Source organism: Pseudanabaena sp. UWO310 (genome assembly GCF_006861605.1).
In the GTDB taxonomy this organism is placed as follows: domain Bacteria; phylum Cyanobacteriota; class Cyanobacteriia; order Pseudanabaenales; family Pseudanabaenaceae; genus Pseudanabaena.
In genome coordinates this window covers 38,455-59,170 of record NZ_SELU01000028.1, presented here as the reverse complement: position 1 = coordinate 59,170, position 20,716 = coordinate 38,455, and the positions used below count along the sequence as shown (strand labels likewise).

General features: G+C 43.5%; 32 protein-coding genes. 13 read left to right on the top strand and 19 right to left on the bottom strand.

The genetic code is table 11. The features are described 5' to 3' along the window. Nucleotides 1–18 precede the first annotated feature (18 nt). From PseudUWO310_RS11300 to PseudUWO310_RS11285, 4 genes are all read left to right on the top strand, one after another. Complete coding sequence (locus PseudUWO310_RS11300) at nucleotides 19–465, top strand: ATP-binding protein (RefSeq protein WP_142601248.1); 447 nt, start codon at nucleotides 19–21, stop codon at nucleotides 463–465. 160 nt (nucleotides 466–625) lie between these two features. Then, a complete protein-coding gene (locus PseudUWO310_RS11295) occupies nucleotides 626–1,273 on the top strand; it encodes a DUF4291 domain-containing protein (RefSeq protein WP_142601223.1) in 648 nt (215 codons plus the stop codon). A 36-nt stretch (nucleotides 1,274–1,309) separates the two neighbouring features. Beyond that, nucleotides 1,310–1,675 carry a VOC family protein gene (locus PseudUWO310_RS11290; protein WP_142601221.1) on the top strand — a complete coding sequence of 122 codons (366 nt, stop codon included), beginning with the start codon at nucleotides 1,310–1,312 and terminating at the stop codon, nucleotides 1,673–1,675. A gap of 161 nt (nucleotides 1,676–1,836) precedes the next feature. Beyond that, nucleotides 1,837–2,352, top strand: coding sequence for a DUF2059 domain-containing protein (locus PseudUWO310_RS11285; protein ID WP_142601219.1), 516 nt, complete (start codon nucleotides 1,837–1,839; stop codon nucleotides 2,350–2,352). Nucleotides 2,353–2,630: 278 nt separating this feature from the next. Here the strand turns inward: PseudUWO310_RS11285 and PseudUWO310_RS11280 are convergent, their stop codons facing one another. Both PseudUWO310_RS11280 and sfnG read right to left on the bottom strand, forming a co-directional pair. Continuing rightward, nucleotides 2,631–3,845: an SfnB family sulfur acquisition oxidoreductase gene (locus tag PseudUWO310_RS11280; protein ID WP_142601216.1), complete on the bottom strand. Its 1,215-nt coding sequence runs from the start codon at nucleotides 3,843–3,845 to the stop codon at nucleotides 2,631–2,633. 47 nt (nucleotides 3,846–3,892) lie between these two features. Beyond that, complete coding sequence (sfnG, locus tag PseudUWO310_RS11275) at nucleotides 3,893–4,990, bottom strand: dimethylsulfone monooxygenase SfnG (protein ID WP_142601245.1); 1,098 nt, start codon at nucleotides 4,988–4,990, stop codon at nucleotides 3,893–3,895. 362 nt (nucleotides 4,991–5,352) lie between these two features. Here sfnG and PseudUWO310_RS11270 point away from each other — a divergent pair, with 362 nt between their 5' ends. Beyond that, nucleotides 5,353–6,339, top strand: coding sequence for an alpha/beta hydrolase (locus tag PseudUWO310_RS11270; protein WP_223805625.1), 987 nt, complete (start codon nucleotides 5,353–5,355; stop codon nucleotides 6,337–6,339). Between the two features lie 115 nt (nucleotides 6,340–6,454). Here PseudUWO310_RS11270 and PseudUWO310_RS23615 read toward each other — a convergent pair whose 3' ends face one another. Continuing rightward, nucleotides 6,455–7,990 (bottom strand): tyrosine-type recombinase/integrase, encoded by a 1,536-nt coding sequence (locus PseudUWO310_RS23615; protein ID WP_142601213.1) that lies wholly within the window; start codon nucleotides 7,988–7,990, stop codon nucleotides 6,455–6,457. Nucleotides 7,991–8,009: 19 nt separating this feature from the next. Next, nucleotides 8,010–8,195, bottom strand: a complete 186-nt coding sequence (locus PseudUWO310_RS11260; RefSeq protein WP_009627018.1) for a hypothetical protein — start codon at nucleotides 8,193–8,195, stop codon at nucleotides 8,010–8,012. A gap of 284 nt (nucleotides 8,196–8,479) precedes the next feature. Here PseudUWO310_RS11260 and PseudUWO310_RS11255 point away from each other — a divergent pair, with 284 nt between their 5' ends. The 5 genes from PseudUWO310_RS11255 (at nucleotide 8,480) to PseudUWO310_RS11235 (ending at nucleotide 12,187) form a co-directional block, all read left to right on the top strand. Then, nucleotides 8,480–9,148, top strand: a complete 669-nt coding sequence (locus PseudUWO310_RS11255; protein WP_142601211.1) for a cytochrome b/b6 domain-containing protein — start codon at nucleotides 8,480–8,482, stop codon at nucleotides 9,146–9,148. Between the two features lie 185 nt (nucleotides 9,149–9,333). Continuing rightward, complete coding sequence (locus PseudUWO310_RS11250) at nucleotides 9,334–9,888, top strand: hypothetical protein (RefSeq protein ID WP_142601208.1); 555 nt, start codon at nucleotides 9,334–9,336, stop codon at nucleotides 9,886–9,888. Between the two features lie 266 nt (nucleotides 9,889–10,154). Beyond that, entirely contained in the window at nucleotides 10,155–11,117 is a 963-nt protein-coding gene (locus tag PseudUWO310_RS11245; RefSeq protein ID WP_009627100.1) for a ParA family protein, read from the top strand. A gap of 81 nt (nucleotides 11,118–11,198) precedes the next feature. Next, on the top strand, nucleotides 11,199–11,414 hold the full coding sequence (locus PseudUWO310_RS11240) for a hypothetical protein (protein ID WP_142601205.1): 216 nt from the start codon (nucleotides 11,199–11,201) through the stop codon (nucleotides 11,412–11,414). Nucleotides 11,415–11,449: 35 nt separating this feature from the next. Further along, on the top strand, nucleotides 11,450–12,187 hold the full coding sequence (locus PseudUWO310_RS11235) for a FecR domain-containing protein (RefSeq protein ID WP_142601203.1): 738 nt from the start codon (nucleotides 11,450–11,452) through the stop codon (nucleotides 12,185–12,187). Nucleotides 12,188–12,497: 310 nt separating this feature from the next. On the opposite strand, the gene PseudUWO310_RS11230 is transcribed toward PseudUWO310_RS11235, so the two are convergent. The 10 genes from PseudUWO310_RS11230 to PseudUWO310_RS11185 form a co-directional block, all read right to left on the bottom strand. Then, entirely contained in the window at nucleotides 12,498–12,857 is a 360-nt protein-coding gene (locus PseudUWO310_RS11230; protein ID WP_142601200.1) for a hypothetical protein, read from the bottom strand. Next, nucleotides 12,850–15,318, bottom strand: coding sequence for an AAA family ATPase (locus tag PseudUWO310_RS11225; RefSeq protein WP_142601197.1), 2,469 nt, complete (start codon nucleotides 15,316–15,318; stop codon nucleotides 12,850–12,852). Before PseudUWO310_RS11225 ends, PseudUWO310_RS11230 begins: the two co-directional genes overlap by 8 nt. 61 nt (nucleotides 15,319–15,379) lie before the next feature. Then, nucleotides 15,380–15,781, bottom strand: a complete 402-nt coding sequence (locus tag PseudUWO310_RS11220; RefSeq protein ID WP_142601194.1) for an ASCH domain-containing protein — start codon at nucleotides 15,779–15,781, stop codon at nucleotides 15,380–15,382. 63 nt (nucleotides 15,782–15,844) lie between these two features. After that, nucleotides 15,845–16,096, bottom strand: coding sequence for a hypothetical protein (locus tag PseudUWO310_RS11215; protein ID WP_142601192.1), 252 nt, complete (start codon nucleotides 16,094–16,096; stop codon nucleotides 15,845–15,847). A 94-nt stretch (nucleotides 16,097–16,190) separates the two neighbouring features. Then, nucleotides 16,191–16,736: a hypothetical protein gene (locus PseudUWO310_RS11210; protein WP_142601190.1), complete on the bottom strand. Its 546-nt coding sequence runs from the start codon at nucleotides 16,734–16,736 to the stop codon at nucleotides 16,191–16,193. Beyond that, nucleotides 16,733–16,933: a hypothetical protein gene (locus PseudUWO310_RS11205; protein WP_142601188.1), complete on the bottom strand. Its 201-nt coding sequence runs from the start codon at nucleotides 16,931–16,933 to the stop codon at nucleotides 16,733–16,735. The genes PseudUWO310_RS11210 and PseudUWO310_RS11205 overlap by 4 nt, the downstream gene beginning before the upstream one ends. Nucleotides 16,934–16,967: 34 nt before the next feature. After that, nucleotides 16,968–17,300: a hypothetical protein gene (locus PseudUWO310_RS11200; RefSeq protein ID WP_142601186.1), complete on the bottom strand. Its 333-nt coding sequence runs from the start codon at nucleotides 17,298–17,300 to the stop codon at nucleotides 16,968–16,970. After that, nucleotides 17,300–17,569: a hypothetical protein gene (locus PseudUWO310_RS11195; protein ID WP_142601183.1), complete on the bottom strand. Its 270-nt coding sequence runs from the start codon at nucleotides 17,567–17,569 to the stop codon at nucleotides 17,300–17,302. The genes PseudUWO310_RS11200 and PseudUWO310_RS11195 overlap by 1 nt, the downstream gene beginning before the upstream one ends. Before the next feature lie 4 nt (nucleotides 17,570–17,573). Next, complete coding sequence (locus PseudUWO310_RS11190; RefSeq protein ID WP_142601181.1) at nucleotides 17,574–17,801, bottom strand: hypothetical protein; 228 nt, start codon at nucleotides 17,799–17,801, stop codon at nucleotides 17,574–17,576. A 61-nt stretch (nucleotides 17,802–17,862) separates the two neighbouring features. Then, complete coding sequence (locus tag PseudUWO310_RS11185) at nucleotides 17,863–18,054, bottom strand: hypothetical protein (RefSeq protein ID WP_142601178.1); 192 nt, start codon at nucleotides 18,052–18,054, stop codon at nucleotides 17,863–17,865. A gap of 116 nt (nucleotides 18,055–18,170) precedes the next feature. Here PseudUWO310_RS11185 and PseudUWO310_RS11180 point away from each other — a divergent pair, with 116 nt between their 5' ends. The 3 genes from PseudUWO310_RS11180 to PseudUWO310_RS11170 are packed head-to-tail and all read left to right on the top strand — an operon-like array spanning nucleotide 18,171 to nucleotide 19,325. Then, on the top strand, nucleotides 18,171–18,521 hold the full coding sequence (locus PseudUWO310_RS11180) for a helix-turn-helix domain-containing protein (RefSeq protein WP_223805624.1): 351 nt from the start codon (nucleotides 18,171–18,173) through the stop codon (nucleotides 18,519–18,521). 5 nt (nucleotides 18,522–18,526) lie between these two features. Further along, on the top strand, nucleotides 18,527–18,961 hold the full coding sequence (locus tag PseudUWO310_RS11175; RefSeq protein ID WP_142601172.1) for a hypothetical protein: 435 nt from the start codon (nucleotides 18,527–18,529) through the stop codon (nucleotides 18,959–18,961). 49 nt (nucleotides 18,962–19,010) lie between these two features. Then, on the top strand, nucleotides 19,011–19,325 hold the full coding sequence (locus tag PseudUWO310_RS11170; protein ID WP_142601170.1) for a hypothetical protein: 315 nt from the start codon (nucleotides 19,011–19,013) through the stop codon (nucleotides 19,323–19,325). Nucleotides 19,326–19,367: 42 nt separating this feature from the next. Here the strand turns inward: PseudUWO310_RS11170 and PseudUWO310_RS22900 are convergent, their stop codons facing one another. The 5 genes from PseudUWO310_RS22900 to PseudUWO310_RS11150 all read right to left on the bottom strand — a co-directional run bounded on the left by PseudUWO310_RS22900 (nucleotide 19,368) and on the right by PseudUWO310_RS11150 (nucleotide 20,714). Beyond that, nucleotides 19,368–19,529 carry a hypothetical protein gene (locus PseudUWO310_RS22900; protein ID WP_190315987.1) on the bottom strand — a complete coding sequence of 54 codons (162 nt, stop codon included), beginning with the start codon at nucleotides 19,527–19,529 and terminating at the stop codon, nucleotides 19,368–19,370. A 200-nt stretch (nucleotides 19,530–19,729) separates the two neighbouring features. Then, the gene (locus PseudUWO310_RS22895) at nucleotides 19,730–19,891 is read right to left on the bottom strand and encodes a hypothetical protein (RefSeq protein WP_190315986.1); all 162 of its coding nucleotides are present in this window, start codon (nucleotides 19,889–19,891) and stop codon (nucleotides 19,730–19,732) included. Nucleotide 19,892: 1 nt separating this feature from the next. Next, nucleotides 19,893–20,141: a hypothetical protein gene (locus PseudUWO310_RS11160; protein ID WP_055077663.1), complete on the bottom strand. Its 249-nt coding sequence runs from the start codon at nucleotides 20,139–20,141 to the stop codon at nucleotides 19,893–19,895. Further along, nucleotides 20,141–20,518, bottom strand: a complete 378-nt coding sequence (locus PseudUWO310_RS11155) for a hypothetical protein (protein ID WP_142601167.1) — start codon at nucleotides 20,516–20,518, stop codon at nucleotides 20,141–20,143. The genes PseudUWO310_RS11160 and PseudUWO310_RS11155 overlap by 1 nt, the downstream gene beginning before the upstream one ends. Beyond that, nucleotides 20,496–20,714 carry a hypothetical protein gene (locus tag PseudUWO310_RS11150; protein WP_142601165.1) on the bottom strand — a complete coding sequence of 73 codons (219 nt, stop codon included), beginning with the start codon at nucleotides 20,712–20,714 and terminating at the stop codon, nucleotides 20,496–20,498. The genes PseudUWO310_RS11155 and PseudUWO310_RS11150 overlap by 23 nt, the downstream gene beginning before the upstream one ends. Between the last annotated feature and the right edge of the window lie 2 nt (nucleotides 20,715–20,716).

Genomic DNA, 20,716 nt, shown 5'->3' with positions numbered 1-20,716 from the left:
TTAGGTGTTAAATCAGCGGTGCAGGCAATCATTTTTGTTGGTATTCAAGCAAGTGGTAAATCAACCTTCTACAGCCAATATTTTTCCAATACTCACATTCGGATCAACTTGGATATGCTTAAGACCAGACATCGAGAAAAGCGTCTTGTAGAAACCTGTCTGAAAATTGGTCAACCCTTTGTTGTCGATAACACCAATCCCACACCTGAAGAACGCGATCGCTACATTTCTTTAGCAAAGAGTAATAGATTCCGTATCACTGGTTATTATTTTGCATCCAAAATTTCAGATTCAATCCAACGAAATCAGAACCGTGAACTTGGACAGCAGGTTCCAGAAAAAGCGATTAGAGGCACATACTCACGATTGGTGCTTCCGACCTATACAGAAGGGTTTGACGAACTATATTATGTTCGGTTAGTACTAGGAGAATTTACAGTACAGGAGTGGATTGATGAAATTTAACGAATTGGATACAAAGCTCATTTATTCGCGAGCTTGTACTTCGGGAGCATCCAGATATGTAACTCGTGGGAATGGCATAACCTAAGGCTCATCTTCACGACAACGAAATCAAGCAAGTTATCTTTGTTGACCTAGATTTAATTTTTTTTCTTGGCAAATAATGAAAGTACAAACTGAGCGATATCTGAATCAAAAAGATCGTTGGCAACCAAGCGGAAGGGTTATTCTCGCACAGTATGATGCAGATTCAATCGTGGTTTATCAAGCCTATCCTCCTGCTATTGGACATTTTGCCGCAAGTCATGGCTACTTCGGTGGAGACTTTAAATTTTCCCGTATGACTTGGATTAAGCCCAACTTTCTGTGGATGATGTATCGTTCGGGTTGGGGAACAAAGGAGGGACAGGAAGTAACTTTAGCAATTCGTATTCAACGCTCCGCCTTTGACTCAATTCTTTCCCAAGCCGTTCATTCAACGAATATTCCTGAGATTTACGAAAATCAGCAAGCTTGGAGTGAGGCTGTTAAAGCATCTCAAGTTCGTTTGCAATGGGATCCCGATCACTCGCCAACAGGAGAAAAGCTACAGCGTCGGGCAATTCAATTAGGTTTACAAGGGGAAGTAGTAATCAAATATTCACGAGAGTGGATTGTAAATATTGAAGATATTTCGGATTTTGTTGCAGAGCAACGACAGCATGTCATTGCCAAAAACTATGATATGCTTCTCACCCCAAGCGAATATGCTTACAAGGTGAGCGATCTTGAGACGGCAAAAAAATTACAGCTATCAGAATCAAATGAGTAATAAATTTTATGCTCTTATCCCAGCTAGAGTTTTAGAATGATGGATGTATATCTTAGTCTTGTTGTTATTCGCTCCGTTAATTTGGAGAAATCCATTAAATTTTATCAAATGCTAGGCTTGAATTTTGCTAAGCATCGTCATGGAAACAGATTGGAACATTTTGCTAGTAGGATTGGACAGGTTACTTTCGAGATTTACCCTCAAACAGCTCGAATGGAGGTGACAACAGGAACTAGATTAGGATTTCAAGTTCTTGATTTAGATGCGATTGTGATAGAACTACAGAAAGAGGATGTCATTTTTATTACGAAACCATCAATGTCAGAATGGGGACGAAGAGCCGTTGTAGTCGATCCCGATGGACATCGAATAGAGTTAACTCAATGCATAATTAAAACTTAAAAACAGAGAGCGTTACGCTCTCTGTTTTTTTACATATTTAGATCGCTAAAATCGATCGCCAAGATTTGATAGGGTATGATCAAGGAACGACCTATGGTGGTTGATGGGCAACATTGTACCGCCGATATATTCATTATCGAACTTCAGGTGCTTAAATTCTAATGTTTAAAGTAAAGTTGAAATTTTCAAGGTTTCTTGGATTGTTACTGGTCATCTGCTTTACCTTCTTCACAGTATATGCAGTAGATTCGCAACAACTTCCTCTAGCTGAGTCCCAATCCAAAATATCCGCCAGTGAAACTTCCAATCATAAATTAGCAAACGAAGTACTGCTAGAGATGGGAATTGCCCAAAGATACGATACGCATTTCGATCACTTGATGGGTACGTTAATTGGTAAGGGCGATGATTTTAAGCTTTATACAAGATTCAGAAAGATGTTTGTGCGAGAAATTGGGTGGAGTCATTTTCAAGATGACTATGCAGCAAGACTGGAAGCCGATTTTTCAGAAGATGAATTAAAGGAATTATTAACTCTATCAAAGCAACCTGTGATGAAAAAGTTTTTGTTGTCTGAAGGCAAAGCATATATGGATACATCTAAACAAAGGTTCAAAATGGGATTTGAATTGTGGGAAAACTATAATAACGGTAAAGTCAGGTTGCCATCAGACTAGATTCCCTAATCATAAATAACTACAAGAAACCTTTTAAAAGGTTTCTTGGTTTGGATTTGAGTACGAATTGCTGTAAGTTCCATTTATGGAATGGATAGACATAGCTTAATTATTAGCTATGTTTATCCAGCTATACCAAAACACAAAATGGCTACGCCATTTTGTGTTTTGAAAACCCTTACTGGGTTTGGTTTTTAATTCACAAAAGTGTTGTCACACTTTCGTGAATTCGTATTACATTCTATTGTAAATTATCCCAACTCAAGCGGGGATTGATCCTAAAGCCAAGGATGACGAGGTGGGTTTTCGGCATTCAGGTAGAAGTTGCCAACGGCGTAGTACTTCCAACGGGCGGGGTCATGTAGAGTATGGGTGCGGGCATTGCGCCAATGGCGATCTAGGTTATATTGCCTCAGGGTTGACTTGGTGCCTGCTAGTTCAAATAGTTTGTTGCTTGCCAGAATTGATGCTTCGGCGGCGATCGCTTTTGCTTCGGCAACGGCGATCGATGCTTCGGCAACCGTGCGATCGGTGGGATTGGCATTGGCAAGATCGATATATTCTCCCGAACGACGTAGCAATGCTTCGGCAGCATGAACCTGAATCACCACCTGACCAATATTGTAGAGAGTGAGAGGGTCTTCGTAGCCATGTTCAATCTCGACATCAATCCAAGGGCGGGCATAGTTGCGAACATAGTGCAGGGTATCTCTCAGCGCTGCTTTGGCAATTCCCACATCCACAGCGGCTTGAATAATTTGCGCTACGGGACCTTGGGTGGTTGGGCGCTCAAAGGCTTGAAACTGGAGGATAATCTGCTCCTCTGACACTTCTACATTTTCAATGATGGTAGTGCCGCTACCAGTGCAACGCTGCCCAAAGCTGTTCCAGTCATCAATGATGGTTAGCCCTGGCGTTCCACGTTCTAGAATCACAATCACCGTTTTATGATCATCGTTACTAGCCACAACGGGAATCCAATCTGCTACCAGTGCGCCTGTGGAATAGAATTTCCGTCCGTTCAGCAGGTATTTAGAGCCATTCTTTGTGACGCGGGTTTGTACATCAGCAACATTTTTGGTGCCAATCTCTGAGAATGCGTTACCAAAGCGCTTCCCTTTCAGCACTTGATCGAAGTAGAACTTCTTTTGCTGATCTGTACCATCCAACCGAATCGATTCCACGATGTACAGGTGATTTTGGGGAATCTGTCCAAGGCTGGAATCAGCTTCAGAGATGATTTTAGTCACTTCTGCTAGCGTGACATTTGAGACAAACGATCCCCCATATTCTCTAGGAACGGTAATCCCCCAAAGTCCGCTCTCGGAATATCGATTCACTTCTTCGAGAGGAACTTTTCCTTCGCGATCGCGATCGGAAGCACCTTGGGTAAATTCTGATGCCAACTGATGGGCGATCGCGATCGCCTCTTGATCATCCTTAATGATGTGAGCTTGTTTACGGTTTTCCTTAATATCCAATACGGAAGTCATAAATTCGTCCTTGATTGCATGTTAAACGTTGAAATTTTTGTTAAAAGCTAGACGGAGACTAGGGAGCGATCGGATTTACGCTGCGAATCCAACTGGCGTACCAGTGGAATTACATCACGCCCAAAGGCGGGTAAATCATCGGTATAGTGCAGGAAGCCTCCTAAAATCAAATCGACACCAGCGGCGTGAAACTGCTGAATTTTCTCAGCCACCTGTTCCTTGGTTCCAATCAATCCCGTCTTAAAACCATCGTTGTACTGCACCAAATCCTCAAAGTTGGAATTAGCCCACATGCCAACTTTGTCGCGGGTTGCCGAGCCAGCTTGCTTGACCGCTTCCCCAAATCCTTCTACGGCTTCTTTGTCTGCTTGGGCAATAATTTCCCGTAGCACTTCATGAGCCTCGGATTCAGAGTCACGGACAATGATAAATGAGTTCAGCCCAAACTTAATTGTCCGTCCTGCTTGCTTAGCCAATGCAGAAACTTCTGCTACTTGCTCGCGCACACCCTCAATTGCGTTCCCGTTCATGAAATACCAATCCGAGACTCGTCCAGCCATCTGTCTAGCTGCCTTCGAGTTGCCACCTTGGAAGATCTCAGGATGGGGATTGAGATTGACGGGCTGGGGTTTTACCCAACCGCCATTGATTCGGTAGAAATCACCTTTGAAGTGAAATTCATCTTCTGTCCACAATCCTTTGAGGACGTGAATAAACTCTTCCGATCTACGATAGCGTTCATCGTGATCGAGCCAAGGTTCACCATAAATTGTGAATTCCCCTTTGAACCAACCACTGACCACATTCAATGCAAACCGCCCCTTAGAAATAAAATCAATTGAAGCACCAATCTTGGCGACTACACCAGGATGCCAGAGTCCTGGATGGACGGCGGCAATTAGCTTGATCTTTTTGGTGACAGGGGCTAAGGCTGCAACTGTAGTTAAGGCTTCAAGTTGATATTCTGCTCCATAGCTAGCAATAAAGCGTGCTTGAGCCAAGGCATACTCAAACCCAACTTCTTCAGCCGTTTGAGCTAGCCAAGCATTGTAGTCATAGCTCCAATCGGTGCGTTGGGGAATTTTACTGACGACTAGCCCACCACTAACATTTGGTACCCAGTATGCAAATTTAATATCGACCACGATCGATCCTCTTTGAATGAAATTTGGAGATAAATTCACAGACACCAGTTTTGACGGTTGAACTGGCGCGTGAATTTTGGCAGCTTTAGCAGTTTTTGATATGCCCGAATCATAGAGACAGGGCAATCCAAAGGATTTGTATCATCATGACTGCTTAATCTACGGTAACTCGATAGAGAAACCGTAGTAGAGTGAGTATGCCAGATTTTTTACAGAAAAACAAGTAAATAAAAAAAGTAAATAAAAGTAAATAAAAAAGTAGATCGCCACTTATCTATTTGGTTGGGATTTGTCCTCAGCAAAACTTGCATTGCTACTCCCTTCCCAGTGAAGAATTAGACATTGCGGCGCGAAGCGCTGCAATGTCTAATTCTGGGAGTATATTTGATCAAGCAGAAAGCGAGGTAGGGGCAATGGCAGCATTGAAGTTTTTTAGACTCGGAGAAAAAACTAGAAAGATTCTGTTCCTATTTGTATTGGTGTTCTTCTTATCCTTAAATGCTTTGTCTTACTTGGGCGCTTATGTGCTAACCCACTATAGTTCCTCTGGACATTGGGGTTTAGGAATTCCTAAATCTACCAGTTCCACAATTCCCAGTGATATTGGGCTTGAATATGTCACACAACGTATCCCTATCAATCAAACTGAGTGGCTAGAGACTTGGTTTATTCCCACGCAAATGCCTGTATCTAGTGGCACTGTTTTGCTTTTTCCTGGTAATGCAGGAAGTAAAGCTATACAACTTCTAGCTCCAGCCAAGGCGTTTCATCATTTGGGCTACGATACTTTGCTTATTGATTTCCGAGGTTTAGGAGGTTCTAGTGGAAATACGACAACTCTAGGCGTACGGGAAGCTAAAGATGTTGCTCTCGCTCTTAATCATGCTCAACGTTTAAATTTTCAGCGTCCCTTTATTCTCTATGGTGTGTCAATGGGAAGTGCGGCGATTCTTAAAGCAGTGGCTGATGAAAAAGTTCATCCTGATGCTGTGATTCTTGAACTTCCTTTTGCACGACTTTTAGACGCTGTTAGAAGTCGATTGAGAGAAAACTGGATTCCACCATTTCCGATCGCTGAGATGATTGTCTTTTGGGGAAGTGTTCAGCATGGGATCAATGGTTTTACGCATAATCCAGTGAATTACGCCAAGCAAGTTCAATGTCCTGCTTTGTTATTACATGGAAGGCTCGATAAATGGATTACGTTAGCGGAGATCGATCGCATCTTTCAGAATTTACAAGGTTCTAAGAAACTAACCATTTTTCCGAACGCGGATCATAGCTTGCTCGTTACGGTTGATAAAGAACTGTGGCAGCGAAGCGTTGAGCAATTTTTAAAGGGAGTTTAGAATAAATATTATTGCAGTACAAGGCACCTCATTTATTTTTTTTGATGTAGAGCTTTCCAGAGAATTGCCCCGCATATTGAACTTGCGGGGCAATTACGGGCAAAGTAATCGATTTTCAAATTAGATCGCCTAGTAAACTTGACAATTCGCCTTGCATATTCGTGCGATTGTCGTCGTAGAGCATGAGGGTGTCTAGCTTCTTATGTCGCGATAATTTTTGCACTTTGCGAACGTTGCCATTGGTGGCATCAAGGGCGGCGGTGATCGCGGAGTGGCGGATGCGGTGGGGAGACATTTTTTTAGCAATTCCTGCATCTTTAGCACGTAGATCAACAATTTGGTAAATTGCTGTACCCGTTAGTCTGTGACCGTAATTAGCAGGATCCAGAGAATGGAATAAAGGGCGATCGCTATTTTGAGTCTTAATCTGAGATAGCCAGTCTTGAATTGCGCTTGATGTTCCCAAGCTAAGACTAATGAGACTCTTTTGAGAGCCGCGTCCCTTACCTAAAATTTGAAGCGATCGCCCTTCACCATCAAAATCACCGATATTTGCGCTCACAACTTCATTACGACGCAAGGCATTATCCCAAAGCAGTCGCAAAATCGCAAAATCGCGTTTTCCCTTGGTAGTACTTCTATCTATTTTTAAAAGCATGGCACGGATAGATTCGGGCTTAATCCCTGTGGTATCGCGGTAAGTTTGGACAGTCTCGGTTTGGACATCATCGAGATTCCATTCGCATTTACCTAACTTAGCGGCGAAATTTACCAAGGATTTTAGAGCCGATAAACGACGATTAATTGTGGATTCTTTTAGCCCTTGAGTAATGAGATCTGACTTGTAGCGCAGGGCGATCGCGATCGCCTCAAATCGATTTAACTGTAAAAATTGCGCTATGACTGATTCGGTGGGCTTTTGTCCGTAGGCAGCAAGAAAGAAGTAACGTAAATCCTTCTCATAGGCGCGTCTAGTGTTGAGACTACGTTTGTCAGATAGAAGAGAATTGAGAATGTCTGGTTGAAATTCGGTCAGAGCGTAGGGAATGGTGCTTATTTGCGTCTCATGGGTATCGAAATGAGTCCTATCTTGATTCTCATAATCCAATTTAGATACTATTTTAGATACTATAGGCGATCTCATATGAGTCTCACTAGTCTCTCTTATAGTCTTATTTTGCGTCTCAATATCTTGATTTAAGGCATATTTTTCTTGGCTGAAGCGCAACTGTTCAGGGGCGATCGCTTCAGCGATCCCTGCTTTGGTTGCAGCCCGTTTGACAATGCCATAGATGGCTGTCCCCGTAAGCCTATGACCATACTTTGCGCGATCTAGGGATATAAATAGCGGTGCTTGAAGGGCGCTAGTATCCTCCGCAATATGAATCAGATTGAGCCAGTCTTGTAATGCGTCGGCTGTGTCTAATGTGAGACTAATAATTTCCGATGGATTTTGTTGATTTTGGTGTTTGTAGCGACATTGAATTTGTAGCGATCGCTGATCGTAATTAAAATCGCGAATACTAACCGCCGCTACCTGCTGTCGCTTCAGCGAGCTCCCAATTAGTAAGCACAAGATCGCGTAATCTCGCTGTCCTGCCATAGTGCAGCGATCGCAAGCTGCGAGAATACGCTTTGCTAGATCGGTCATTGAGATCGGTTATTTGCCATCATGATTTATTGCTAAACACCTTAAAAGCGATCGCCACTAAGATTGCGCCCGCTAAGAAAGGCATCCAGTTATAGCGAATTTGATAGAGCAGGTTATTAAAAAAGTAGCTAGCCTCTCGTGATACCCATGCGGCAACAACGATCGCACCAACAAACATCGCAAAGTACATGACGTATTTAAGCATTGTTCTATTCCCTAAAGAATCCTTTTCAAAAATGAATTAACAACAAAGGCAAAACGAAAAGGCAATACAAATAAGCGTCCATATTCCGTACTGCTCATGAATACCAAAACTTAACCATTTGAGCGATTGCGATATAGCTGAAGCGCTAGCCAAAGGTGACCCCGTAAAAAACATCGTAATATTAAATACAAGGTGAGCAGCCAAAATCGCTAAAACTTTGCTTATTACGCTTTTGCTCATTTTTATTTTATCTGCAATTCATTAGCAATCATAGCAAAAAGCTTATGTCGCGCAATACTCCATACCAGCCTGTTTTACTTCGCTTATTACATAATGCGATCGCTTTATTAGTCTTTGCTGCCTTAATTACGGGATTTATGGTTTATGACCGATATGACAAGCGTTTTGGAACCCTTAACTTACCCATAATTCGCGATACCCAAGGTATTCACGGCACGATCGCCCTTATATTTCTGATCGGATTACCAATCTTTGCTTTGTATTGCTTTCATATTGGATCGCGACGCTTGGTACAGCCTCCCTTATCACATTTTCAAGAAGTTGGTAAGCCGATTTGGTGGGTCGCCATCCAAAGGCTGGTTAATACGACAATCCTTTTATCGGGAACCCTTGCCGTAATCACAGGAAGGATGATGGATGAGGAATGGCTGCCCAATCAAGACTTTAACCATGCAGGATATATTGGGCATCTAATTTCATGGGTATTGATGATTTTCAGCATTGCTATGCATCTATTGATGAGTGCCAAAGTAGGTGGAATGCCGCTATTACTATCTATATACAGTTGGCGAATTCGCGCAGAAGATACCCCGAACCATTGGTTTAAAAGCTTTAAGATTAAGCCATCCAGCCCAATTCTTCTTATGATGGAAGTTCTGGTAATTGGGGGCATTGCGATCGCCTTTATATTGCCAGTCTTTTACTCTAAATAAAAGTTCGTTAATTAAGTCGCAAATCCCAAAACCTGAGTGTTGTCACACTTTCGTGAATTGGTATTACGTACAAAAAGCGGCTTTGTGTCTCAAATAGGTCTTAACAGTCTCTAAATGAGTCCCATAATGATTCTTACTTTCTAATATAGATACGTTCCTTTATTCCTCTATTTTTATGTAAACCCATGAAGAAAAAAGACTTAACTTTACGTAGCGACCATAGTTGGGAATCGCAAGAGGGGTACAAGATATTTGTAGCCGATCGCGGAGCAGTGCGGTTTGATTTCCCAAAGGATTGGATTGTTAAATTTAAAGAAAAGTCCGTTAGTTTTCACGATCTCGAACCCACCGACGACACAGGAGCCTTAGAAATGTCCTTTAATCGTCTTCCTCCCCATGATTGGAGCACATTTCCCCTCAAAAAGACCCTTCAGCAGATTCTCGATGATGACAATCGCCAAATCACCGCCAAAAGCAAAGTGACGAGCGCTAACCGTGATGGCATGAGATTGGTTTGGTGCGATATCCAATATATAGACGCTACCGAAAAAAGACCCGCCACATCGCGTATTTTGGTAGGTATTGGTGGCAATGTCCAAGTTCTCTTCACGTTTGATTATTGGACAGAGGGAGAAGCGCAAATGCGCGAAGTTTGGGAGGCAATGTTGCGATCGCTTCGTCTCGGTTTATTCATCCCCGACCCCACAAGAGGACATATCGTCAATCCCAATCTTAACTAATACCAAATCACAAAATGGCTACGCCATTTTGTGATTTGGTATAAAACCCAAAATCATGTTGTCGCGCTCCGCGCGACAACATGATTTTGGGTTTTATGTCCTGATACAGTTGGCGGTAGCTATACTTCACTAGGAAGGAAATAAACGCTTTTTTACTGATAGTCAAGCAGCTCAATGGTGTATTGTTAACTAACTTAAAATGATTTAGGATAAACGACTCAGAAAGCCTCGTCTTATTCAAACTGTATTTTGTGGATATTGAAATAATGGCAAAAGTAATAGCAACAGTAAATATGAAGGGTGGAGTCGGTAAAACCACCTTAACTGTCAATATTGCCACCTGCTTGGCTAAAATTCATCGCAAAAAGGTTTTAGTCGTCGATTTAGATACACAGATCAGCGCTACCCTAAGCATGATTTCACCCGCAGAGTTTGCCAAGTGCCGCAAAGAAAATCGCACATTGCGGAGTTTGGTCAGTCAGGCAATCTCTCACTATGGCGTGCAGATTAACGATCCTGAGGAAAAAATCTACCAAATCAAAGATTTAGTAATTCCTCATGTCTGCAAAGTTCAAGGGCTCGATCTATTAGTGGGCGATATCGATCTGTACGATGAATTTCTAGTTTCCGAAATGTTGTATAACCGATCGCTTTTATACGAAGAAAAGCAGACTTTTCAGCAGACTTGGAGCAAGTTCGAGCAGACCTTAATCAAAGGGATTCTTGCCTCGGCAATGAAAAGTTACGATTTTATCATTCTCGATTGCGCTCCAGGATATAACCTCATTACACGCAGCAGCCTTGTTGCCAGCGATTATTACCTCATGCCCGCAAGACCCGAACCTCTGTCTGTAGTGGGTATTCAACTATTAGAAAGACGGATTGAGCGACTGCGTGAAGTTTATCGAGAAGATAATTCAGTTAATATTCAACTGTTAGGTATTGTATTTAGCATGTCAGCAGGGTTTACCCTGAGTCGCTATTACCAAAAAGTGATGGATCGGGTCGCCGCAGACTTCAGCAGCGCCAAAATTTTTAAAACAAAGATTCCTAATGATGTAAATGTGGCTAAGGCTGTAGATAATTTCGTTCCCGCGTCATTAGCTAATCCCAACTCAGGCGGTGCTAAAGCTTTTGCAGAGGTTACCGTAGAGCTTTTGAAGAAGTTAGAAATTTCTCTAGGCAAAAAAGAACAAACCTCAAGATTGAGTTTGGTTGATTTAGAATAACAGCCCAATACGAGTCTTGATAAGAGTCTTGTATGTAAAAGTATTATCAAGAATCAAAATTTACTAAAAACTGCTATAGATATGCCAGAAAAGCCAGTGTACGATCGCTCTTTATCTTCTATTCAAATAGCTCAACCCTGTCATCACTGTGAAGGTAAAGGCTATACCGAAATGCGCGACTGTTCTGGGGAAATTCAGCGAGAGGAAACTTGTTCCTTTTGCAATGGCACTGGCAAAACTGAAAATTCTCAGCATAAAATACACTTGATTGCTAGTGATGATCGTGGCAAGATGTAGGCTCGTTTAAGTCCACGCTTCATGTTAAATTTGCGATGAAAACTTCTTTGTTAGTAGCTTTTTTAGCGATCGCTCTCATCGGCTGTGAACCTCAACCCGTTTCGACTCCACCTACTGCAATGAGTGCGACTCCGAAGCCCATCAAGTCAGAAAAAGCGATCGCCAAGATAGCATTGATCGAAGAAAAACCTGTATTTGTACTTTCCAGCCATAGCAATCAGCCCGATGAAGTTAATGCCAAGCGGGATATGGAACTGTACGTAGATGACAAAATACGTACCCACGGTAGAGGTAAAACTCAAGTCGAATTTAATAATGGGGTAGGATTTCGGATTGGTGGTGATGCAGTTTTGCAAATTCAACCCCAAAATCGTCTCTATCTAACATCAGGGAAAATGATTACTTGGGTCAAACCAGGCTTAAAAGTGCCAACAGAAATCACTACAACATTTGGAACTGCTGCGATTCGAGGGACGACTGCCTATGTGGAAATACCGAAAGACATCAATCAAGGTGTGAGATTTTTTTCTTGGGAAGGAACAGTAGTAGTTAAGTTACCCAATCAGTCTCAAGAGATTGTTTTACTAACGGGGGAAGAAATTATCGTGAAGCCCAATTCTCCTACCCCACCTGTAGTTCATCGTTTAGATCTCAAAGAATGGAAAGAAATTTCTAAAACAGGAATCTTGTTACGCAGCTTTAAAACTCCCATACCAACCCAAAGTATCATCGATCGACTTGTTCCAGGACAAGCAAGCCTCGACCAACCATAGCCAAAGAAAAGAATGGGACAGCGTTTTGTGCTGTCCCATTCTTTTCTTTGGCTTTTTACAGATCCAAAGCCTATAGCGCACACACAGCGTGCGCTATAGGCTTTGGGTTTTATACCAATTCATGAAAGTGTGACAGCACCTTTGTGAGTTAAGAAATGGCGGAGCCATTTCTTAACTTGGTATAAGGCTTTGATTATTGCCAATATCCACTGAAGCTTACTAAATTGATAAGCTTGCGTAAATAACCATTATCGTAAGCTCAATTCGTTCTAGGCTTACGAAATCTAGGGTGTCGCGAATTTCGTAACCATCACCGATCTGGGTCTAGTCCCAGTATCTGGTCTGCATTTATTTCTATAGCCGTACTTCTTGGCGATCGCTGACCATAAACCAGATAGGTATACCTATCAACACGTTTGAGGATTCTGCATTTTGTCGGGGTGGTAGATCCTTCAAATTGCACTAGGACTTTTTGCTTCGGATCGTATTGGTAATGGGTGACGAGCTGGGCAGTCTGAGACGGCTGTAAGGCGGGTTTTTCGTCAGCTTGCGATAATGTTTCGGGCGGCGCTTCGCGCCAATCAAGCTTACTGATTTCTGAAGCCGTTGCTAGCAAGGCATCAGAGAGATTTTTGAACAAAATCGCGGCAATTTTCGTAAGCTCAGACATTTGCCACCTCGACTTTAAAAATTAATCCAACTGGTACTTGATATGTTTTACTGTTTGCGGTGATTTTTGCCTGATTTGCGCCGCCTAAAGCATCGACAGTAAATCGGTTTGGTACGTTCTTGATTCGGGGGTATTTTTTCTGGAATTCTGCCAAATTAGCGATCGCTACCGTATCCCCCACGCCGATCGCCTTGGATTCAAGGAGGATAATTTCGTCTTGGTTGATCCACGTCGTATCGTACGGCAACTGTATTCTGTACAAAACCCCAAGCTTAGTAGATGGATCGATATCAAGAATTATTGCCGTCGATCCATCCGCCAAAGTTACGCGATCGCCAAGGTCAAATTTTGGCTTGTTGAATTCAACAACAGGGGGCTTGTTGAATTCTGTTGAATTGCTTGTTGAATTCGGAATCGCTTGCTGTGTATGCGTTTGGTCTTCCGATCCAACAGATTGAGGCATAGAGCTTTTTTCGGGTGCGACAGCAACAGAATTTTGTACCTCTGTATCTGTAGAAAAAATATTTTTTGTTTTTGTTGAATTGGAGGCTGTATCGCTTGTGGTGTCAGAATTTCGTGAATTCAACAAACAATTCAACTGTTGAATCTGTTGAATTGCGCGTATATAGACAGCATTTTGTCGAGAGCCTTGTTTGATAAGCATTCCACGCTGTACGAGACGGGTTACAACGGTATAGGCAGATTTAGCAGGTATTGACGTATTTTCGGTGACTTGTTGAATTGATGCAGCTCCAACTTTGTCCATGAACGCTAACACTTGCGCTTCTTGGCTTTCAGAGCAGTTTGGTGTCCAGTTTGACAAACATTTCCAGCTTAAAGTATTGGCATCGAGGACAACTAATAAGTCCTGTTTGCCGTAGCTGCCATTTTCGGCAATGAGTCTCCACTCGTTGCGACGGGTTTCATTGTTGGCTACTTCGGCTAAGACGATTGCACCCCGTGATTCTGAGCGAATTACACCCGATCCGCGCATGGTGTCGAATACATCAACCTCGGTGAGGTTTTGTACATTGAGTTTCTTGGTGTGATGTACCAGAATTACTGCCATATTGAGCTGCTTGGCAGCTTGTTTTAATGGCTTGAGCAAGTTGGCGACTTTGCTGGAATTTTCATCGGTGTCATCGGATCGAACGCTGGTTAAGGTGTCGATCACTAGCAATTTTGGTTTGATTTCTTCGCATACCTGTAGCAATTTATCCCACTCGCTAAGATTGAATTCGGTGAGCCAATGCACTGGGATATTTGCATCCCATCCTTGGGCTAATACCCGCTCTTTAAGTTTTGAATCACCATCTTCACAGTTGACGTAAATCACATCGCCTTGCTGTGTTGGTCTGCCTAGAAATTCTTTGCCGCTGGCGACCGCTTCAACCAGACCAAGGCTTAATAGTGATTTGCCAGCTCGTGGCGGCGCGGCAATAATTTGTAATTCGTTGCTGGTGATCAGGTCGTGGACCAGGAACTCGACAAAGTCGGGCGCACGGTCTAGTAGTTCTTGGGTACTAATTAGGCGATCGCGTATCTCGTTTTTCGGTTTAGCAGGTGTTACAGGTGTTTTGGTAGCCTCAATGAAGCCTGAAAACTTGAATCCGTCGGCTATTGCGTCGCTTGAATCGTAGCCTTCCTTGGGGTTTTCCTTATGTGGAACAGTGCAGATTTTGGCGCGATCGCCTATGGCTTGCGCCATTTTTTGAGAGCCTTCACGACCTGCTTTGTCTAGGTCATAGAAAATATAAATTTCTTTGTAGGACTCAATGGGTGACAAGTCCTCAGGGATATTGCCCTCGCCAGTGGTGTTAGTGCAGATATCGAACGGTTGGTTTTCAGTGATGGCAATGTCTGCCAAGAGCATGGCATCCCAGTCACCTGCAACTAGTAATAATTTCTCGTTCCCATCTTTCTTGGTGAAATGAAAACGGCTTTGGAGGTTCGTGTCCTGACTCCACTTTTGTAATTTTTCGGGGCGATCTACTAGCCACGGTGCAACGCGGTATTTGCACATATACACCCCTTCAGAGATTTGATAGGGAATGGTGATGCACCAATGCTTTTCATAGACCTTGCCATTGCGGACCCTTTTCTCTGCTACTCCTAGTTGATGTCGCTTTGCTATTTCTGCGGTAAAGCCTCTCTGCTTGAGGTAGTTGATGGCGTGCTTACTCTTGTTGATTAGGTCGTGGCGATATTGGTCAATCTGTTCTTGGGTATGGGTTACGGTTTTGATTGGTTTGGCTAATGCCATGGGTACGATGCGATCACTTGTTTCGCTCTTGGGTTGTCCAAGGGCTTCTCTGATTTGGTCGGTTGTGCAGCCACGATGGCATTTGTATGCACCGCTTTTCATCAATGCAAGATTAAGCCCGTCTTTGCCGTCGATCATGCAGTTTGGACATTGGGCGCGATTGCGCTGGAATGTTAAGTGGTCTTGAATGTTAAACATATATTTCTCACAAAAAAAATGGCGATCGCTACTTCACTGGGTAAAGTTGCGATCGCGTTGGTTAGTAGCTTGGATAAAAGAATTGCAACTCACCTCGACATGGTATGAATGGCAGTACTCTTGGGTTTTCTAGTACAAACCCAAAACCGCCAGTAAACCAAGGCGAATCAGACTGGGTTACGCAAGCTGTCAAGGTTGCAGCCCCAACGATGCCGCCAAAATTGAGGCTCTTTTTATCGGGCAGATGAATAATTGGTAAGGCTACGGTTGCATCTCTCCTCAGTAAGTCCAAGAAGTCCAAGCATTGCTGATATTCTTTACCAGTCATCCCTTTGGATGCATGGATGAAAAACTCTCCCCTGAAACTGGTTGACCATGATCGGTTTTCAATGTCTTTGTAGCCATTTGCGATCAGCCACGCCCAAGGCTGTCTGATAGATAAAGCTTTTTTGTGCGTTTCCATAGTTTTGAAAATTAGGTAAGGCGATCGCTACTTCACTGGGTAAAGTTGCGATCGCGTGATTGGTTACTGGATTTGTATTACTTCGATTCGGGTGATATCTGTGAATCGATCTTGAAATTCATCGTCTGTGAGCAGCAGGTAAGTTTCCCCTTCAAGGGTGACCACGAGAAACATGGATCTCTTGGAATGCAAAAGAGAGGCGGCAGCCGTCCTCGCCTTATCGAGTTTTTGTTCAGCTTCCTGATGAAGTAGATCGATTTGTTCGTATTCTTCTTTAGCCTTTATAAGAGCTAATGCAGTCTCTGTCTCTGTCATAGGTGTTATGTGGGTTTGTAAGGTGCGATCGCTACTTCACTGGGTAAAGTTGCGATCGCTGGCTTGTTGGTTAGAAGTCGTCGTTATAGGAGTGCTAAAGTGCTCGCAGGTCTTTGATTTGGTTAAGCACGGCATCTTTCAGATGATGTAGCCGTTCATCCCGTTTCCAGTGGGCGAGTCCGATATTGCCGTCACGAATTGAAGAAGAGATCAAGATATTGATTGCCTCAAACCTGTTGATTACATCGGTTTTGCGCTCTGCAATCACCTTGTCTAGTCGGGCGATCTCTTGTCTTGCTTGGTTGATGGTTTCTCGTTGCTGGTTAATGATTTGGCGTTGCTGTTTGCAGGTTTCGTTGACCTCGGCAACGGTTTCCGCCCATTTCTTGACCTGATGGTCGCCTTCGATTAGTAGGAGTGAGCTTGCTTCCGCTCTTAGTTGCCAGAGTTTGATGAACGTCTGGTCATTAAGGTCATTCTTGAGGAACCTTTTAGGGATGGGGTCGGTACCTATATTGTTCGACCATCTCGCCTCGTCTCCAATCAAGTTGGCAAGCAAGGCATCTAAGACTTCAAACATGCTGTGGGCAAAATCGACAAATCCCTCGATCGCTTGCGGGTAGTGTTCGTACTTGCTCATGCTGCTACCTCGCTTTGTGCGATTTCGTACCTGCGGATAATCATCAAGGTTCGCTGATAGTCAGTGCTTGAGAGCTTGCCGTCGGCGGGAATCTCGGTAATGATTCCTGCTTCTAGGGCGATCGCTGTGGCGCTTGCCTCTTTGATGTCATCCCAGCGCTGGAAATCCTGCACTGTCAGGTCTGCCGTCGCAAGCATCTCGCCTGCTTCCTTGTATTTGGCGTAGTGAAATTCAAAATGTGAGGTCATTGGTTGTCTCCAATTTCAGGTCAAATAGTCCGTCAAATGTTTCATTGATTGGCTCGGTGTATAGCTCTGCGAGTCGTTCCGCAGCCCATTGAAGAAAGGCGATTTTTTTCGGTCTGGGCAAGTCTTCCACCTCATCTTCAAACCACTTAATCAAGGTCATGCTCATTGCATAGAATCTTTCGCCTTTGCCAATTGTCGAGAGATGGGTTGCAAGGTCGTATATCAGATCCAAGATTTGGTCATAGGTGAGGCTATGAATAAGCAATTGCGCTGACTCTGATAGCTCTAAACCGTAATAACCTGTCGGCATCGTCATCACTTCGCGACCTCCATCAACTTGATTTCAAGCCGATCGCATAATCCACGAATCAACCCGATCTTCTCCATGTCCGAAAGCTCGTCAATATCCAATGGCGTGCTAGTGATTAGCGGTGCATCCTCGTCGTCCATGTAATGCTTGCTGCATAGATCGCTGCCTGCACGGTCTAGCAGGAAAGAGAGTTCATGCAGGGGAAGCGCGTCGATCGCTTGTTCTGTCTTGATGTCTAGATTCAAGCCGTATTTGTAGAATGGCGTTGGATTCATGGTTTTAGCCCTCGATTGTGGTGTTTTGGATGCTTACAAAATAGCCGCGCCTGTTGAGTGAAAAGATTTCTAGGGCTAGCTGCCTGCGAAATTTGCGCTCGTTGGGTTCGGTGAAATGTCCTGATGCTTTTAGGTCGCTGGTGGTATAGGTGTATCTGCCTCGCGATACCCAGATAATCGCGGTAGGATAGTACTTGCCGATTTCGGGCTGGATCCGTTCGGTCGTTTGCATGGTCATTGCTCCTAGTGGTGATTGGTTTGCAATAAAAAAAGAAGAAGCGATCGCCCTATGCCTAGTAGGGAATCGCTTCTTCTTTTTTTTTGGTGAACTTGTCGATGAAATGACGGTTTTCTAGGCAATGCAAGAGCGCCGCCTCAACGATATCGCTATTAGATTTGCGGTGTCGCACAGCAAAAAATCTCAAGGCTTCGTCAACCTTTGGCGACAGGTATATCCCAGTACGGACTTTATCAGTGGTTTGCATAAGTGACAGTGTTATGTACACAAATCACTTTATAGGTGTCATGTCTAAATGTCAACATATCCCCAACGTGACATAGTGTAATGTAGACTTGTCACTATGTATTTAGGATTGAAGCTGTGAGTATAGAAGGGAGACAGCTATTTGCGGACTTGATAAATCGGCTAGTAAATGAGCTTGGAAGCCGTAGGGCGTTTGCTAGAAAAATCGGTGTGACCTCATCTGCCGTGAGTGGATGGCAAGAATGCAAATCTATCCCTGACCTTGAAAACCTGACTGCTATTGCTGCGTATTCTGGATATTCAATCCAAGAATTGCAGAATATGCTAATTGGTAAGACAGAGGTTAGCCAAGTTAGCGAAATCGCCCAGATAAAAAACAAAATTCAAACCATGAAAGTTCATGATTTAACACAGATCTATAGGCTTGTGAGCGACAGGTTAGTTGCGATCGCGGAGAGTGCAGGTTAGAAAAGATGGAGATTGCAATATCATTGGCGATCTTCTTAGTGGGATTGTGGTGGTGTATCAAGTACAGCCAAGGAAAAGCGAAAAAAAGCAATCCCATTAGCCCGCCAACCCTTGAAGATATTCAGAAAAAATATCCCAAACGCAAATCGCAGGAACAAATTAGAGCAGAGGCGCTTCGCGCCCGTCAGGCAGATTACGATCGCAAACTTGCTCAACGGATGGCTCTCCAAGGACTAAGAAAGGCATCTGAATCTAAGCCAACACCTAATAAAAGAGAAATATCCGTCAACTCATTCAGGACACTAATAAGAATGCTGAACGGGGATGAAGCCACAGCCCGACGGCTGGTAGAGGCAAACATTAAAAGCAATCCCGAAAAATCACCAACATGGGCGTGTGATAAAGCGATCGCAGACTTGGAACGAGATAGACGAATTTAGATTTGCTACCCTCATCGATGACGACACCAAACAATAAAGGCTTAAACCGATGACCGAAAGATGGACAGATGAACGATTAGACCGATTTGCTGACAAGGTGGATCGGTATATTGAAAACAATAACGATCGCATGGATGCACTGAGTAGAGACATTCAGCAACTCATCCAAGCACTCTACCTAGAATTGCCCAACATCAAAGCCGAAATCCACAGCATCGGCGAAGAAGCCAGAGAGCAGCGCGAAACTCTTCATAGCGAACTGGTAGAAATCAAAGAAATTACCAGACAACAAGCCATCGTTGCTCAGACCCAAGCCGAAAGTATCAGGCTAATGATAGAGATGCTGAATCGTAAACAGGCTTAACAAACCAAACAATAAAGGCGATCGCTAAATTAGCGATCGCTTTTATTGTGGTTGCAGTGACAGGAATCGAACCTGTAATTTCCTGAGTGAGTCAGGAGGGCTTACCAATGCCCTACACCGTAATACAAATAAACCATACCAAACAATAAAGGCGATCGCTAAATTAGCGATCGCCTTTATTTGCAGGGTGGGACTCGAACCCACGAATTTCCTATTAGGTTGGAGTCTCTAGGAATGGTAGTTTGACCATGGCTCCAGAAATGCCCCTCACGGTAGCATCCCATCCATATTGATATCACCACACCAGCATCATGCCCACTGTGCTACCTGCATCACCATTATAAGAAAGGCGATCGCTAAATTAGCGATCGCCTTATTAATTGTGTGGCTGTGCTGAGAAATTATTAAGGCAGTGGTTGAGGCTCCGAAGCTTGAATTCTAAGCTGATCGGCGATACCTTGCAACAAATCAGCAACCTTAACCAAATCACGCTCATGTCCAAAGAGCACCGAATAGACCACGGGCAAAATACCCAAAACCAACTGAGAAACTTCTTTAGCAACCATATCAATCACCTCTTAGATTATTTACCGTGTTTTCTATATCGTAGAAATTGGATTTTAATTGATTAATTTGCTCAGCTAACAACTCGCACGTACCACCCTCAAGAATCGAAACGCGAGAGCCTAAGCCATTCATATCATTGGCAATTTTGTCCAACCTTTTATCAAAGCCATCATGGACTTTGTTTATCCAAGCGAAAGCACTACCAAGCAAAGCAATAATTGCGATAAGTTCAGATGCGCCGATATTCATTAGAGTGACCCCACATAACCATCAACCTGCAAAGAAATCTCGTCAAACCAATACGGAGGGGCGACTGTAATTCTGTATCTCTCTAGATAATCAGGGACTGCAATGATTACCGCCTTGTTACAGGCAAGCGATCTCCTTAGCACCTCAGCACCGCTTATCTCGTCAGTCAGGAAATCAATATATCCACCGTATCGCCAAGTAGCCTTAGCATTTTGGTTATTCGCCGCAACGCGCAAAAAACGGTAGGGCAAAGAAAAGCTTAAAGATATTGGCGGTATGGGGATATAAACGTCAGGATTGCGACTGGTATAGACAGCCCGTGTCAGGTTGTCATAAATCAGTTGCCAGTTAGTATCATCGACAAAATTCGGTCTCACCGCATTGCTCTACCAGATAATCCATGTCGTAGCCCTGAAACTCAACCAAATCCAGATAATCATCTATAGGAATCTCCCCTCGCATTGCCTTGTCGAGGGCGGTCGATCGCGCGAACATAGCCGCAATTTCAGCATCAATATCCGACTGGGACATCCCAGAAAAATACTCAAAAGGCAATATGAGGGGAGATTCCATAA